The sequence below is a fragment of the Pseudomonas sp. GW822-FHT01E03 genome, assembly GCF_058802985.1.
Window position 1 is genome coordinate 181,145 of the sequence record NZ_JBXAOQ010000011.1, and the last position, 14,210, is coordinate 195,354.

Sequence of the window (14,210 nt, forward strand, 5' to 3'; positions counted from 1 at the left end):
GCCGCATCTTTTATACCTATAACGATTCGCCTGATGCCCACGACGTTTCATGAGATTCCCCGCAAGCGCCCGACTACGCCCCTGCTCGACCGCGCGAACACGCCGGACGGCCTGCGCCGGTTAGGCGAAGCCGAGCTGGAAACCCTGGCCGATGAGTTGCGCCTGGAATTGCTCTACACGGTCGGCCAGACCGGTGGGCATTTCGGTGCAGGCCTGGGCGTGATCGAGCTGACCATCGCGCTGCATTACGTCTTCGATACCCCGGACGACCGGCTGGTGTGGGACGTGGGTCATCAGGCTTATCCACACAAGATCCTCACCGGTCGTCGCGAGCGCATGGGCACCCTGCGCCAGAAGGACGGCGTCGCCGCCTTCCCGCGCCGCTCCGAGAGCGAGTACGACACCTTTGGCGTCGGCCACTCCAGCACCTCGATCAGTGCCGCGCTGGGCATGGCGATTGCCGCCCGCCTGCAAAACAGCGAGCGCAAGGCGATCGCGGTGATCGGCGACGGCGCGTTGACCGCGGGCATGGCGTTCGAGGCGCTGAACCATGCGCCGGAAGTGAACGCCAACATGCTGGTGATCCTCAACGACAACGACATGTCGATCTCGCGCAACGTCGGTGGCTTGTCGAACTACCTGGCGAAGATCCTTTCCAGCCGCACCTACGCGAGCATGCGCGAAGGCAGCAAAAAAGTGCTGTCGCGCCTGCCCGGTGCCTGGGAAATCGCCCGTCGGACCGAAGAATATGCCAAAGGCATGCTGGTTCCCGGCACGCTGTTCGAAGAACTGGGCTGGAACTACATCGGCCCCATCGATGGCCACGACCTGCCGACTCTGATCGCTACCCTGCGCAACATGCGCGATCTGAAAGGTCCGCAGTTCCTGCACGTCGTCACCAAGAAAGGCAAAGGCTTCGCCCCGGCGGAAGTCGACCCGATCGGTTACCACGCCATCACCAAACTCGAACCGCTGGACGCCCCGGCCGCCGCGCCGAAAAAGGCCAGCGGGCCCAAGTACTCCGGTGTGTTCGGCGAGTGGCTGTGCGACATGGCGGCGGCCGATCCGCGTCTGGTCGGGATTACCCCGGCGATGAAGGAAGGCTCGGACCTGGTCGCTTTCAGCGAACGCTTCCCGCTGCGCTACTTCGACGTCGCCATTGCCGAGCAGCACGCCGTCACTCTCGCGGCCGGCATGGCCTGCGAAGGCGCCAAACCCGTGGTGGCCATCTACTCGACCTTCCTGCAACGCGGCTACGACCAGTTGGTGCATGACGTCGCCGTACAGAACCTCGACGTGCTGTTCGCCATCGACCGCGCAGGCCTGGTCGGCGAAGACGGCCCAACCCACGCCGGCAGCTTCGATCTGTCGTTCCTGCGTTGCATCCCCGGCATGCTGGTGATGACCCCGAGCGATGAAAACGAGCTGCGCAAGATGCTCACCACCGGCCACCTGTACGAAGGCCCGGCAGCGGTGCGTTACCCACGCGGCAACGGCCCGAACGCAACCATCGAGAAAGACCTCGAACCGATCGAGATCGGCAAAGGCGTCGTTCGCCGCCAGGGCAGCAAAGTCGCCCTGCTGGTGTTCGGCGTGCAACTGGCCGAAGCCCTGAAAGTCGCCGAAACGCTGGACGCAACCGTGGTTGACATGCGTTTCGTCAAGCCGCTGGATGAAGAACTGGTTCGCGAAATCGCTGGCAGCCACGAACTCCTGGTCACTGTCGAAGAAAACGCGATCATGGGCGGTGCCGGTGGCGCGGTCAGCGAATTCCTCGCCCGCGAAAACATCCTCAAGTCGATGCTGCACCTGGGCTTGCCGGACATTTACGTCGAACACGCCAAGCCTGCGCAAATGCTGGCTGAGTGTGGGCTGGATGAAGCCGGGATCGAGGCTTCGATCCGCGAGCGCCTGCAACTGCTGAACAGCTAAATCCCTGGATACATGCAACACCCTGTGGGAGCGGGCTTGCTCGCGAAAGCGTCGGATCATTCAACTGAGACGTTGACTGACACACCGCCTTCGCGAGCAAGCCCGCTCCCACATTTGATTTGTGTGCTCCACGAAACACCATCGGACTACCCATGAAGTTTTCCCGCCTCGCCCTGCCTCTTTTTCTGCTGCCCACCGCCTACGCCCTTGCCGACACCTTCGAACGCGACCAGGCCCTGAAGCTGCCCGACGTGTTGATCAGCGCCAACCGCCAGGTCGAAGCGCGCAATGACAGCAGCGCCGCCAACACCGTGTTCACCCGCGACGACATCGATCGCCTGCAACCCGATAGCGTCACTGACCTGTTGCGTCGGGTACCGGGTGTGCAAATCTCGCAGTCCGGCGGGCGCGGCAGCATTCCGGGGGTCTACATCCGCGGCACCCAGTCGGCCCAGAGCCTGGTGCTGGTGGATGGCCAACGCATCGGCAGTTCGACCTCCGGCGACAGCAACCTGCAACACATCAATATCGAACAGGTCGAGCGCGTGGAGGTGCTGCGCGGCTCCCGCTCGGTGATTTACGGCAGCGATGCGATTGGCGGGGTGATCCAGATCTTCACCCGCCGCGGCGGTGAACAAGGCCTGCAACCGCGCATGCACACCGGTTTTGGCAGTAATCAGACCTGGGAGCGCAGCCTTGGCCTGTCCGGTGGTGATGAGCGAACCCGCTTCAACCTCGGCGCCAGCCTCGATGAAACCGCCGGGATCAATCGCACCCACGAGTCGTATCCCAGTGATGGCGATCACGACGCCTACCGCAACAAATCCCTCAGCCTGAGCCTGAGTCACGCCCTGACGGAAGACGTCGAAGTCGGCGCCAACGTGCTGGATAACCGTGGCAAGAGCGAGTTCGACAGTCCGTTCGATTCAGTTCAACAGCAGCCCTACAACGAATTCGATGTGAGCAGTGTCAGCAGTTACATTGACGCGCGAATCAATGAAGTATGGAAAACCCGCGTCGAACTCGGCCACAGCGAAAACCGCGAGAAAACCCTCGACAAGCTCAGTGACGAACGCAGCATTTTCAACACCTACCGCGACTCGGTTAACTGGCAGAACGACCTGACGCTCAACGAGCGCAATAGCCTGATGCTGGGCGGCGACTGGTACGAAGACCGAATCAACAGCACCACAGCGTTCGACGAAGACAGCCGCTGGAACCGCGCCGCGTTTATCCAGCATCGCTTTCAGGCCGACAGTTTCTCTACGGAGTTGGGTCTGCGTCACGACGATAACCAGCAGTTCGGCAGCCAGAACACCTGGAGCGGCACCTTCACCCTGCCGCTGAACCCGGACAACGAAGTGCTGCTGACCTATAGCGAAGGCTTCCGCGCGCCGACGTTCAACGATCTGTATTACCCGGATTTCAGCAACCCGGATTTGAAACCCGAAACATCCAAGAGCTATGAGCTGCAATGGCGCAGCCAATTGACCGAGAGCAGTCGCCTGGAGACGTCGCTGTATCGCACCGACCTTGAAGACGCGATCATTTTCGGCAGCAACTCACGCCCCGAAAACGTCGCCTCGGCACGGATCAACGGCTTCGAAGCAGCGCTGAAGCAGGAACTGTTCGGCTGGCAGAGCAACCTTGGCGTGGCGATCATCGACCCACGCGACCGTGATACGGGCCACACCCTGGCCCGTCGTGCGCGGCGCACCTTGAGCCTGGACCTGGACCGACAGTTCGATCGCCTGGGCCTCGGCGCCAGTTGGCAAGCGGTCAGCAGCAGCTATGACGACTTGAACAATCAACAGCCGTTGGGTGGTTATGCCCTGTTGGGGTTGCGCAGCAGTTGGGAGCTCAATCGTGAAATCCAGCTGGAGCTGAAGGTCGATAACCTGCTGGACAAGGGTTACAGCCGGGCGCTGTACAGCTACCAAGGTAGCCAGTATGGGTATCGCGAGGAAGGTCGGGCGTGGATGTTCGAGGTGACGTGGACACCAGAGATCTGATCCAAAATAAGAGGTGTGTGGACCGGCCTCATCGCGAGCAAGCTCGCTCCCACAGGTTTTGGTTTTTCGATCAAACCGGATCCCTGTGGGAGCGAGCTTGCTCGCGATGAAGGCACCTCGGTCTCAGCGGTCTGGCGCAATCAAATGACAAAGCTTTGCCGTTGCATCGATCATCTGCCCACTCGGCCGCTCCAGGCCCTTGTCCGTCACCAGGCGCAATTGTCCTTGTGATACCGCCGCCACCTGCGGCCAGGCTTTCCACGCATCAAGCTGCGCCTGATCGCTGGCCAGAATCACCTCGGGATTACGCTGCAACACCGCCTCCACACTGACTTGCGGTGCCGGCAGCTTCAGGTCGGCAAACACGTTTTGCGCACCGCAGGTCTCCAGCGCATCGCTGATGATCTGCTCGCCGCCAACCGTGTACAGCGGCCGATCCCAGACCTGATAGAAGACTCGTAACGGCTTGTCCCGGCGATAGCGCTGGCGCAACTCATCCAGTCGCTGGCGTAGATCGCTGGCCAATGAAATTCCGCGTTCAGGCCGATCGAGCTCAGCAGCAATGGCCTCGATCTGCGCGGCGAGCTGGTCCAGGCTATGGGGCTCGGCGACGTAGGTGGGAATGTTCAGGCGCTTGAGCTGGTCACGCTGGGCCGGGCCGACACTACCGGGCCATAGCAGCAACAGATCGGGCTTGAGGCTGAGCAAGCGCTCCATATCCAGCTGGCCATAGCGGCCAACGGAGGGCAGGTCCTTGAGTTCAGCAGGTCGCTCACCGGCGTCCAGCACACCGACCAGGAGGTCGGCGGAGCCCAGTTCAACGACGATTTCAGAGAGCGACGGTGCGAGGCTGACAACCCGTTCGACCGCGACGGCCGAGCCACTGGCGGCCAGCAGCAACACCGCCAGCCAGAGCGCGCGCATCAACCGAGTTGACGCGGAATACGGTAGAGGTAGAACAACACGGCGGTCGACAGTGCCAGCAGCATCAGCGGCACGGCTTCGAGACCGACGAACACCGCCAGGGCAGCGATCCAGGCCGGCAGCCCGGCAGCCAGGAATGCCGGGCGCCGCTTGGCCGCCAGACTGATCCAGGCAGCAGGTTCTTCAGGGGTATCGAGGGCTTTCTGGGTGGCGATCAGTGCGTGTTTGTAGGCGCCGAAAAACTTCAGGCTGACAAACATCGAGGCAACTCCGGCGATGAACAACGGCATCGCCAGCACCGGCAGAATGGCTTCGCTCTGGCCGAACACCGCATTGATCACAAACAGCGGCAACAAGGCCAGTGCCAGGTATTGCCACCAGTTGACGGACAGTCGCCGCCGCACCTGACCGCGGGTCACGCCCGGTCTACCTCGCCCTGATGCTCATTGCCCATCATGTGATCGAGCTTGCTGGCCTTGGTCGCCAGGTAGAGTCGGTTATGCGGGTTGTGGCCGGTGTGCAGCGGCACGCGCTCGGCGACCACGATACCCATGTCGGTCAAGGCTTTGACCTTGCGCGGGTTGTTGGTCATCAGGCGCAGTGACTTCACGCCCAGGTGCTCCAGCATCGGCAGGCACATGGCGTAGTCACGCTGGTCGGCGGCAAAGCCCAGGCGTTCGTTGGCTTCAACGGTGTCGGCGCCACCGTCCTGCAGCTCATAGGCGCGGATCTTGTTCAGCAGACCAATGCCCCGGCCTTCCTGACGCAGGTAGAGCAATACGCCACGACCTTCGCGGGCGATGGCCTGCAAGGCGGCCTCCAGTTGCGAGCCGCAGTCGCAACGCTGGCTGAACAGGGCATCGCCCGTCAGGCATTCGGAGTGCAACCGGCCGAGTACCGGGGCACCGTCGTCGAATTCACCCAGGCTCAGCACAACGTGCTCGCGGCCGGTGGCTTCATCGAGAAAGCCATGCATGGTGAATTGCGCAAAAGGCGTTGGCAGCTTGGAAGCGGCGACAAAAACGACAGGCACCGGTGTGCTCCTGATCTAAAAGTCTGAAGATTCGCAGAGCCGGCATTGTAACAGCAGGTTCCGGAGGACGCTTAGGCTGAATTATCGGCGATAACTATCAAAATGTTTGATATACGCCCTGAAGACACTCCCACAAGGTTCAGTATCAGTCCTTGAATCGGGGTCAATTATCTTCGAACGGATAAGGCTGTTTCCAGCGTTCAAAAATCGGTTTCAACTCGCCGCTTTTCACCAGTTGCTCCATGCGCTGGTCGAACAGGGCCATTAACGCGCGCGCCTTAGGGGTCTTGGCAAAGCAAAGGTACAGCGGCAACTCGGCGATATGGGTGCGCCGCAGTTGGGACGGATCCTTGGCGCGCTTGATGACGTCATCGACTTCGGTCAGGGCATCGATGTAAAAGTCGGCACGATTGTGGATCAGCATCGACTCGATGCCGGTACGCCGCTGCACTTCGTCGAAGTGGCGCACATTGGGCAAGTAATCCTGGTAGTCGTAGCCACGAACCCAGGCCAGTCGATAATTGCCCAGGGTTTGCGGGGTGGGTACCGGACTGCTGGCCAGGCCCAGGGCATAGATGTGATCAGTGTCGAAGTTCCAATGGGGATAGAGCACACCCTCAGAATCGTCACGATAGGAGCCGACGCAGGCATCGACCTCGCCACGTTCGGCCAGGCCCAGCGAACGTACGTAGGGCTCGGTACGGATGTCGACCTTGACGCCCGCCGGCTCGAACACTTGCCGTAGCACGTCCCAACCCAGTCCATGACCGTCAGCGGCGGTGTAGCCTTCCCACTCTTCGCTGGCCAGATGAATCACCGACGGCGGCGTAGCCCCCCCTCCTCCCGCCTGGACACAAGAGCAAAACATCGCGAACGCCATCACCATCAATCCGCGTACAGTCATCCCCCGCTTCCCCCGATAAACAGCTCTCATGATCAACGCCTGGAAATCCCCGGTCAGGCGAAAAACCACACCAGTCCCTGCATCGCCAACCAGGCGAACACCCCGGCCAGGACATCATCGAGCATGATGCCGACGCCGCCATGTACGTGCCGGTCAATCCAGCGAATCGGCCATGGCTTGAGAATGTCGAAGAAGCGGAACATCAGGAAACCCGCCAGCAACCACTGCCAGCCCTCCGGCACCAGCCACAGGGTGATCCACATCCCGACCATTTCGTCCCAGACGATGCCTTCATGATCGTGTACCCGCAAATCGTCGGCCACTTTGCCGCACAGCCAGAAGCCGAACAGCATGGTGATGCCCAGCATCAGCCAGTAACCCCAGTCGGGCAGCATCTGCCACAACGGAATAAAGGGCAGCGCAACCAACGACCCCCAAGTGCCGGGCGCCTTTGGCAAGGTGCCCGAGCCAAAGCCGAACGCCAGGAAATGCCATGGATTACGCCAGACCGACGGCGGTACGAATTCCGCCGGGACCTGTTTGGGATGATCTGTCACGGTGACTCCCGAAAATGTTGATAACCCCGGGTTTGCGGGGTGATGTCTTTGCCATCGGCGTCCAGCAGCTTCACGCCCTGCCCCGTCACCACTTGACCAATCACATGGATTGGCCAGCCATCGGCCAGCAATAGCGGCAACTCGACGGACGGTAAGGTGAAGGCCAGGACGTAGTCGTCGCCGCCGCTCAGGGCCGCAACCTGTGCGTCCGATTGGCCGAGAAAGTCGACCAGGCTCTGCGACAGTGGCAAACGATCCCGCTCGACTTCGATACCAACCTTCGACGCCAGCGCGATATGCCCGCAGTCAGCGAGCAGGCCGTCGGAGATATCCATCGCCGAAGTCGCCTTGCCCCGTAGCGCCTGCCCCAAACCGAGCTGTGGTTGCGGCGACCAGTAATGCGCCAGCAACGGCTCGGCAATGCGCGCTTCGGCCGTGCGCTGGCCGAGCACCAAGGGCAAGGCACCGGCGGCATTGCCCAGGTTGCCGCCGACACACAGCAGGTCGCCCGGTTGCGCACCGCTGCGGGTCAGCGCCTGACCGGCCGGCACGCGGCCGAACACGGTCATGGTCAGGCTCAGCGGCCCGCGGGTCGTGTCACCGCCCACCAGCGCCACGCCGCAGCTTTGCGCCATCTGGTTCAAACCACGGGCATAGGCTTGCAGCCAATCGGCGGTCACCGTCGGCAAGGTCAGGGCAAGGGTAAAGGCAATCGGGGTGGCGCCCATGGCGGCCAGGTCGCTGACGGCCACGGCCAGCGAGCGCTGACCGAGCAGAAACGGATCGCAGGGATCGGCGAAATGCACGCCGGCCACCAACGTATCGGTAGAAATCGCCATCTGCTCCCCGGAGGGAACAGCCAGCAAGGCGCAGTCATCGCCAATTCCGAGGGCAACGCCTTCGCCGCCCTGCGCACAAGGCGCGGCGGCGAAGAAATTGCGGATCAGCTCAAACTCGCCCATCAGGTATCCTGTCCAAACGCCAATCAGCGCTTGAACGCCTTCACTTCAGCTTCACGCAGACGCGGGGCCAGCTTGTCGAGCACACCGTTGACGAACTTGTGGCCGTCGGTGGAACCGAAGACCTTGGCCAGTTCGATACCCTCGTTGATCACAACGCGGTACGGCACGTCGACGCGCTTGAGCAGTTCCCAAGTCGACAGGCGCAGAACGGCCAGTTCAACCGGGTCCAGCTCTTCGATGGTCAAGTCCAGGCATGGCGTGAGCGCGGTGTCGATTTCGGTCTTGAACTGCGGAACCCCGTGCAGAATTTCGCGGAAGTACGCACCGTCGACATCGGTGAAATCGTTATCGACCCGGAACTGCGCTTCGATCTCGTTCAGCGACTGCTTGGCCATGTGCCATTGGTACAGCGCCTGGGTCGCGAGCTGACGGGCTTCGCGGCGCTTGGCGCTTTTCGATGGCTTGCCGGCATCCGCAGGCTTTGGATCGCGCGGGTTGAAACGATCGCTTTCGTCGCTAATCACTTGGCCTCCAACTGCGCCAGCAGGCTGACCATTTCCAGAGCGGACAGGGCAGCTTCAGCACCTTTGTTGCCGGCCTTGGTGCCGGAACGTTCGATGGCTTGCTCGATGGAATCAACGGTCAGGACGCCGAAAGCGACCGGAACGCCGAACTCCATGGACACCTGGGCCAGGCCCTTGGTGCACTCGCCAGCCACGTATTCGAAGTGCGGAGTGCCGCCACGAATGACCGCGCCCAGGGCGATGATTGCCGCGAATTCGCCTTTCTGGGCGACTTTCTGCGCAACCAGCGGAATTTCGAAGGCGCCAGGTGCGCGGATGATGGTGATGTCGCTTTCGCTCACGCCGTGGCGAACCAGGGCATCAACTGCACCGCTGACCAGGCTTTCAACGACGAAGCTGTTGAAGCGGCCCACTACCAGAGCGTAGCGGCCTTTAGGGGCGATGAAGGTACCTTCGATGGTCTTCAGGGTCATTCGTTAGATCTCTTAAAGAGCCGGGACGCGTCTTCTACGCGCCCCTCAGTGATTTATTTGCCGCGAATTCAAGGCCGGGAACAACCGGTCATTATTCGGAGGGCACGTATTCTACAACTTCCAGATCGAAACCGGATATCGCATTAAATTTCATCGGTGCCGACATCAGGCGCATTTTGCGTACGCCAAGGTCGCGCAGGATCTGCGAACCGGCACCAACAGTGCTGTAGGTGGTCGGTTTTTTCACGGCGGCGTGATCGGCGGTTTCGCGGATATGCGCCAGCAACACGTCGCCATCGAGCGGGTGACCGAGCAACAGCACCACGCCGCTACCGGCCTCGGCAACCGCGGACATGGCGGCGCGCAGGCTCCAGCGGCCCGGTTGCTTGACCATCAGCAGGTCACGCAGCGGGTCCATGTTGTGCACGCGAACCAGGGTCGGCTCTTCGGCACACACGTTGCCCAGGGTCAGTGCCATGTGCACGTCGCCTTCCACGGAATCACGATAGGTCACCAGGTTGAATTGGCCCAGTTCGCTGTCCAGTGGCTGCTCGGCAATCCGCTGAACGGTACGTTCGTGGATCATCCGGTAGTGAATCAGGTCGGCGATGGTGCCGATCTTGATGTCGTGTTCGGCGGCAAAGGCTTCCAACTCGGCGCGACGGGACATGGTGCCGTCGTCGTTCATCACTTCGCAGATCACCCCGCTAGGCTCGTAACCGGCCATGCGCGCCAGGTCGCACGCCGCTTCGGTGTGGCCGGCACGGGCCAGGGTGCCGCCGGCCTGAGCCATCAGCGGGAAGATGTGGCCCGGGCTGACGATGTCTTCAGCCTTGGCATCACGGGCGGCGGCGGCCTGCACGGTGCGCGCACGGTCGGCGGCGGAGATGCCGGTGGTCACGCCGGTGGCCGCTTCGATCGATACGGTGAACTTGGTGCCGAAACCGGACCCGTTGCGCGGCGCCATCAACGGCAGCTTGAGCAGTTCGCAGCGCTCGCGGCTCATCGGCATGCAGATCAGGCCACGGGCGTGCTTGGCCATGAAGTTGATGTGCTCGGGCTTGCAGCACTCGGCGGCCATGATCAGGTCGCCTTCGTTCTCGCGGTCTTCGTCATCCATGAGGATGACCATCTTGCCTTGGCGGATGTCTTCAACCAGTTCTTCGATGCTATTGAGCGCCACAAGGCACCCCCTTGGGTCAGGATTTGAGGTAGCCGTTGGCGGCCAGAAAGCTTTCGGTAATGGTGCTGCCGGCAGTCGGCTCTGCGGCCTTGTCGCCCAGCAGCAGACGCTCCAGGTAACGGGCCAGCAAGTCCACTTCCAGGTTCACCCGGCGGCCTGGCTGGTACGACGCCATGATGGTTTCGCTCAGGGTGTGGGGAATGATGGTCAGCAGGAACTCGGCGCCATCGACTGCGTTCACGGTGAGGCTGGTGCCGTCGACGGTGATCGAGCCTTTATGGGCGATGTACTTCGCCAGATCCTTTGGCGCGCGGATGCGGAATTCCACGGCGCGCGCATTTTCGGTACGGGCAACCACTTCGCCCACGCCGTCGACGTGACCGCTGACCAGATGCCCGCCGAGGCGAGTGGTCGGGGTCAGGGCTTTTTCCAGATTGACCGGGCTGCCGCTTTTCAGGTCGTTCATGGCGGTGCAGTCGAGGGTTTCACGACTGACGTCCGCCGCAAAGCCATTGCCCGGCAATTCAACGGCAGTCAGGCACACGCCGTTGACCGCGATGCTGTCGCCCAGTTTGACATCGCTCAGGTCGAGCTTGCCGGTTTCGACGTGAACCCGCACATCACCGCCCTTTGGGGTCAATGCACGAATACTGCCGATGGATTCGATGATGCCGGTAAACATGAGGTTCTCCTCGAGAACAAAGCCAAAGCTTGCGCGATGGCCGGAAATTATACGCTTGCTGCTGGCAAAGGAATGGCGATGACTCGCCAGTCATCGCCAACGGCACGAATTTCGATGATTTTGAGCTCGGGCGCATCCTTCATTTGCACGAGCGGCCAGTCCAGCAGCGGCCGCGCCGAGGAACCCAGGAACTTGCCGGCAATGAAAATCTGGAACTCGTCCACCAGACCGAGTTGGGCAAAGGCACCTGCCAGGCGCGGGCCGGCCTCGACCAGCACTTCGTTGACGCCACGGGTTGCGAGTTCAACCAATAGCTGACGCAGATCGACCTGACCGTCGTAGCCCGGCACGATCAGGCACTCCGGACCGTTGGCATATTGCTCTTCAACCGCTACGCAGGTGGCGACCAGCGCCGGGCCTGCCTTGAAGAACGGTGCATCCAGCGGCACCCGCAGGCGGCCGTCGACCAACACCCGCAACGGCGGACGGCTCATGACCAAGGCTGTTTGCTCTGCATCCAGCCCCAACTCATCGGCGCGCACGGTCAACCGTGCGTTGTCCGCCAGCACCGTATCGGCGCCGGTCAGTACCACACTGGCTTGCGCGCGCAAACGCTGCACTGCCGAGCGCGCCGCGGGGCCGGTGATCCACTGGCTTTCGCCGCTTTCCATGGCGGTTCGCCCGTCGAGGCTCATGGCCAACTTGACCCGCACGAACGGCAAGCCGTGTTCCATGCGTTTCAGAAAGCCTTGATTAAGCTTGCGCGCCTCGCCTTCCAGCACGCCGCTTTCGGTGGCGATACCGGCTTGGGCCAGGCGTTGAAGACCGCGACCGGCGACTTCCGGGTTCGGGTCCTGCATTGCCGCGACCACGCGGGCCACACCGGCATTGATCAGTGCATCGGCACAGGGCGGCGTACGGCCGTGATGGCTGCAAGGTTCAAGCGTCACGTAAGCGGTGGCGCCACGAGCCTGCTCACCAGCCGCGCGCAGGGCGTGGACTTCAGCGTGGGGCTCGCCGGCGCGCTCGTGCCAGCCTTCGCCGACAATCTGCCCGCCCTGCACGATCACGCAACCGACCCGCGGATTGGGGTGCGTCGTGTAATGCCCCTTGCGCGCCAGTTCCAGGGCACGGGCCATGAAATGGGCGTCGAGGATGGCTTGTTCGGCGCAAGTGGTCATTCTTTCACCGGTTCACGGGCCAGGCGATCGATCTCTTCGCGGAACTCGTTGAGGTCCTGGAAGCGGCGATACACCGAGGCGAAGCGGATGTAGGCGACTTCGTCGAGCTTCTGCAGCTCGGCCATCACCAGTTCGCCGACCACGAGGGATTTGACCTCGCGTTCGCCGGTGGCGCGCAGTTTGTGTTTGATGTGCACCAGCGACGACTCGAGGCGCTCGACACTCACCGGGCGCTTTTCCAGCGCGCGCTGCATGCCGGCGCGGAGTTTTTCTTCGTCGAACGGCTGGCGACTGCCGTCGGTTTTGATCAGGCGCGGCAACACCAGTTCAGCCGTCTCGAACGTCGTGAAACGCTCGCCGCAGGCCAGGCATTCACGCCGGCGGCGCACCTGTTCGCCCTCGGCGACCAGACGCGAGTCGATGACCTTGGTGTCGTTGGCACCGCAGAAGGGACAGTGCATGGTGGCAGGCAACAAAAAAAGGGAGGGCCATGGTAGCGCATCCCCGTGGCAAGACAAGCCATAGGGTTTGCGGTATACAGACGGGATGATCACTTGATCCATGGAATTCAGCGTTATGGAGCCACCAATGTCGTTACGTCCGCTCATTTTGCTCAGTGTTTTCAGCCTGCTGGTGGCCTGCAGCAGCGATGCACCCAAGCCCCAGCCGCCAACGCCTGGCCCGGTGCCGCAGCAAGCGCAGAAGAAAGCTCGGGAGGCCGCCGCACTCGGCCCTCTGCCCGCCCATCAGCGTGAACTGAGCGGCACCTTGCAAGGCGTTCCAGCTGGCGCTGAAGTCGAACTGGCATTGCTGGTGATCGACGATAAGGACCGCCCGCAACAATTGCTCGCCAGCTCCAGCCTGATCGGCAACAACCAGGTTCTGCCGTTTCACCTGCGCTTCAATCCGGAATCCTTTCCGGCCGGGGCCCGCGTTGAACTGCGAGGCCGCGCCAGTCAGTCCGGGCAGTTGATCCTGCACCTGCCGTCGCAACTGATTACCCAGCCGACCACCCAGGCCCTGGGCCAACTGCAATTCGTCAAAGCCCCATGAGTGCACCGTTCGACCTGCAAAAGGCGTTGGGTGAACTGCTCGGTGATGCGCAATTGGTCGCCTGTGAGTTACCAGGGACCGACCTGAAGTTGTGGCTGATCGACGGCGACAACATGGACCGCGCCTTCAGCCCGGAAGAGACCCGGCGCATCCTGCATGAACCGCCGTACTGGAGTTTCTGCTGGGCCAGCGGCCTGGCCGTGGCCCGCTATCTGGCCGAAAACCCCCATTGGGTCGAAGGCAAGCGGGTACTGGATTTCGGTGCCGGCTCCGGGGTGGCGGGGATTGCGGCGGCGAAGGCCGGGGCGCTCGAAGTACTGGCCTGCGACCTCGACCCGCTGGCGATTGCCGCGTGTCGGGCCAATGCCGAGCTCAATAACGTACAGCTCAATTACTCGACGGACTTTTTCGCCGAGGCCGATCGCTTCGATCTGATCCTGGTGGCGGATGTGCTGTACGACCGGGCCAACCTGCCGCTGCTCGACCAGTTCCTCAGCCGCGGCCGAGAGGCACTGGTCGCGGACTCCCGCGTCAGGGATTTCCGTCATCCGTTGTACCGGCGCATCGAAATGCTCGAAGCCATGACCCTGCCGGATCTGGCCGAGCCCCACGAGTTTCGGCATGTGAGCCTGTACCACGCGCAGCGCTAGCTAGAAGCATCGCGAGCAGGCTCGCTCCTGCACTGGACCCGTGTCGTCCACAAATCCCCTGTGGGAGCGAGCTTGCTCGCGATGACGTCCTGTCAGACGAAACATATCTAACGGCCACCCCGCTTCCGGCGCGCCCCCAC

General features: G+C 62.1%; 16 protein-coding genes. 4 read left to right on the forward strand and 12 right to left on the reverse strand.

The genetic code is table 11. The annotated features are described in order from the left end of the window. The first annotated feature begins 33 nt into the window (after window positions 1-33). Window positions 34-1,932 carry a 1-deoxy-D-xylulose-5-phosphate synthase gene (dxs, locus tag AC1RP7_RS22095; protein WP_493182758.1) on the forward strand — a complete coding sequence of 633 codons (1,899 nt, stop codon included), beginning with the start codon at window positions 34-36 and terminating at the stop codon, window positions 1,930-1,932. Window positions 1,933-2,084: 152 nt separating this feature from the next. Beyond that, window positions 2,085-3,944, forward strand: coding sequence for a TonB-dependent receptor domain-containing protein (locus AC1RP7_RS22100; RefSeq protein ID WP_493182756.1), 1,860 nt, complete (start codon window positions 2,085-2,087; stop codon window positions 3,942-3,944). A gap of 123 nt (window positions 3,945-4,067) precedes the next feature. Here AC1RP7_RS22100 and AC1RP7_RS22105 read toward each other — a convergent pair whose 3' ends face one another. The 12 genes from AC1RP7_RS22105 to nrdR form a co-directional block, all read right to left on the reverse strand. After that, window positions 4,068-4,868, reverse strand: a complete 801-nt coding sequence (locus tag AC1RP7_RS22105) for a cobalamin-binding protein (protein WP_493182754.1) — start codon at window positions 4,866-4,868, stop codon at window positions 4,068-4,070. Further along, entirely contained in the window at window positions 4,868-5,287 is a 420-nt protein-coding gene (locus AC1RP7_RS22110) for an MFS transporter (RefSeq protein ID WP_493182753.1), read from the reverse strand. The genes AC1RP7_RS22105 and AC1RP7_RS22110 overlap by 1 nt, the downstream gene beginning before the upstream one ends. Then, window positions 5,284-5,901 carry a GTP cyclohydrolase II gene (ribA, locus tag AC1RP7_RS22115; protein WP_008053837.1) on the reverse strand — a complete coding sequence of 206 codons (618 nt, stop codon included), beginning with the start codon at window positions 5,899-5,901 and terminating at the stop codon, window positions 5,284-5,286. The genes AC1RP7_RS22110 and ribA overlap by 4 nt, the downstream gene beginning before the upstream one ends. 163 nt (window positions 5,902-6,064) lie before the next feature. After that, window positions 6,065-6,805, reverse strand: coding sequence for a substrate-binding periplasmic protein (locus AC1RP7_RS22120; RefSeq protein WP_340314772.1), 741 nt, complete (start codon window positions 6,803-6,805; stop codon window positions 6,065-6,067). A 53-nt stretch (window positions 6,806-6,858) separates the two neighbouring features. Further along, complete coding sequence (locus AC1RP7_RS22125) at window positions 6,859-7,362, reverse strand: phosphatidylglycerophosphatase A family protein (protein ID WP_007970166.1); 504 nt, start codon at window positions 7,360-7,362, stop codon at window positions 6,859-6,861. Beyond that, complete coding sequence (gene thiL, locus AC1RP7_RS22130) at window positions 7,359-8,324, reverse strand: thiamine-phosphate kinase (RefSeq protein WP_154862096.1); 966 nt, start codon at window positions 8,322-8,324, stop codon at window positions 7,359-7,361. The genes AC1RP7_RS22125 and thiL overlap by 4 nt, the downstream gene beginning before the upstream one ends. A gap of 23 nt (window positions 8,325-8,347) precedes the next feature. Beyond that, on the reverse strand, window positions 8,348-8,848 hold the full coding sequence (nusB, locus tag AC1RP7_RS22135) for a transcription antitermination factor NusB (RefSeq protein ID WP_042610619.1): 501 nt from the start codon (window positions 8,846-8,848) through the stop codon (window positions 8,348-8,350). After that, window positions 8,845-9,321, reverse strand: a complete 477-nt coding sequence (ribH, locus tag AC1RP7_RS22140) for a 6,7-dimethyl-8-ribityllumazine synthase (RefSeq protein ID WP_003228649.1) — start codon at window positions 9,319-9,321, stop codon at window positions 8,845-8,847. Before ribH ends, nusB begins: the two co-directional genes overlap by 4 nt. A 91-nt stretch (window positions 9,322-9,412) precedes the next feature. Continuing rightward, a complete protein-coding gene (gene ribBA / locus AC1RP7_RS22145) occupies window positions 9,413-10,504 on the reverse strand; it encodes a bifunctional 3,4-dihydroxy-2-butanone-4-phosphate synthase/GTP cyclohydrolase II (protein ID WP_090451662.1) in 1,092 nt (363 codons plus the stop codon). Window positions 10,505-10,520: 16 nt separating this feature from the next. Then, complete coding sequence (locus AC1RP7_RS22150) at window positions 10,521-11,186, reverse strand: riboflavin synthase (RefSeq protein ID WP_008018158.1); 666 nt, start codon at window positions 11,184-11,186, stop codon at window positions 10,521-10,523. Window positions 11,187-11,233: 47 nt separating this feature from the next. Beyond that, a complete protein-coding gene (gene ribD / locus AC1RP7_RS22155; protein ID WP_493182750.1) occupies window positions 11,234-12,367 on the reverse strand; it encodes a bifunctional diaminohydroxyphosphoribosylaminopyrimidine deaminase/5-amino-6-(5-phosphoribosylamino)uracil reductase RibD in 1,134 nt (377 codons plus the stop codon). Further along, window positions 12,364-12,828: a transcriptional regulator NrdR gene (nrdR, locus tag AC1RP7_RS22160; protein WP_003228656.1), complete on the reverse strand. Its 465-nt coding sequence runs from the start codon at window positions 12,826-12,828 to the stop codon at window positions 12,364-12,366. The genes ribD and nrdR overlap by 4 nt, the downstream gene beginning before the upstream one ends. 127 nt (window positions 12,829-12,955) lie before the next feature. On the opposite strand from nrdR, the gene AC1RP7_RS22165 reads away from it, so the two are divergent. Together AC1RP7_RS22165 and AC1RP7_RS22170 are read left to right on the forward strand one after the other, a co-directional pair. Continuing rightward, entirely contained in the window at window positions 12,956-13,420 is a 465-nt protein-coding gene (locus tag AC1RP7_RS22165; RefSeq protein ID WP_057713125.1) for a YbaY family lipoprotein, read from the forward strand. After that, window positions 13,417-14,070 (forward strand): class I SAM-dependent methyltransferase, encoded by a 654-nt coding sequence (locus AC1RP7_RS22170; RefSeq protein WP_057713124.1) that lies wholly within the window; start codon window positions 13,417-13,419, stop codon window positions 14,068-14,070. The genes AC1RP7_RS22165 and AC1RP7_RS22170 overlap by 4 nt, the downstream gene beginning before the upstream one ends. Window positions 14,071-14,210: the final 140 nt, after the last annotated feature.

Bases quoted from the DNA above. Each gene is read 5' to 3' on its own strand.
- AC1RP7_RS22120 (WP_340314772.1), bottom strand. From the start codon at position 6,805: ATGACTGTACGCGGATTGATGGTGATGGCGTTCGCGATGTTTTGCTCT.
- ribD (WP_493182750.1), bottom strand. From the start codon at position 12,367: ATGACCACTTGCGCCGAACAAGCCATCCTCGACGCCCATTTCATGGCC.
- AC1RP7_RS22100 (WP_493182756.1), top strand. From the start codon at position 2,085: ATGAAGTTTTCCCGCCTCGCCCTGCCTCTTTTTCTGCTGCCCACCGCC.
- ribH (WP_003228649.1), bottom strand. From the start codon at position 9,321: ATGACCCTGAAGACCATCGAAGGTACCTTCATCGCCCCTAAAGGCCGC.
- AC1RP7_RS22165 (WP_057713125.1), top strand. From the start codon at position 12,956: ATGTCGTTACGTCCGCTCATTTTGCTCAGTGTTTTCAGCCTGCTGGTG.
- nrdR (WP_003228656.1), bottom strand. From the start codon at position 12,828: ATGCACTGTCCCTTCTGCGGTGCCAACGACACCAAGGTCATCGACTCG.
- AC1RP7_RS22105 (WP_493182754.1), bottom strand. From the start codon at position 4,868: ATGCGCGCGCTCTGGCTGGCGGTGTTGCTGCTGGCCGCCAGTGGCTCG.
- AC1RP7_RS22150 (WP_008018158.1), bottom strand. From the start codon at position 11,186: ATGTTTACCGGCATCATCGAATCCATCGGCAGTATTCGTGCATTGACC.
- thiL (WP_154862096.1), bottom strand. From the start codon at position 8,324: ATGGGCGAGTTTGAGCTGATCCGCAATTTCTTCGCCGCCGCGCCTTGT.
- dxs (WP_493182758.1), top strand. From the start codon at position 34: ATGCCCACGACGTTTCATGAGATTCCCCGCAAGCGCCCGACTACGCCC.
- AC1RP7_RS22170 (WP_057713124.1), top strand. From the start codon at position 13,417: ATGAGTGCACCGTTCGACCTGCAAAAGGCGTTGGGTGAACTGCTCGGT.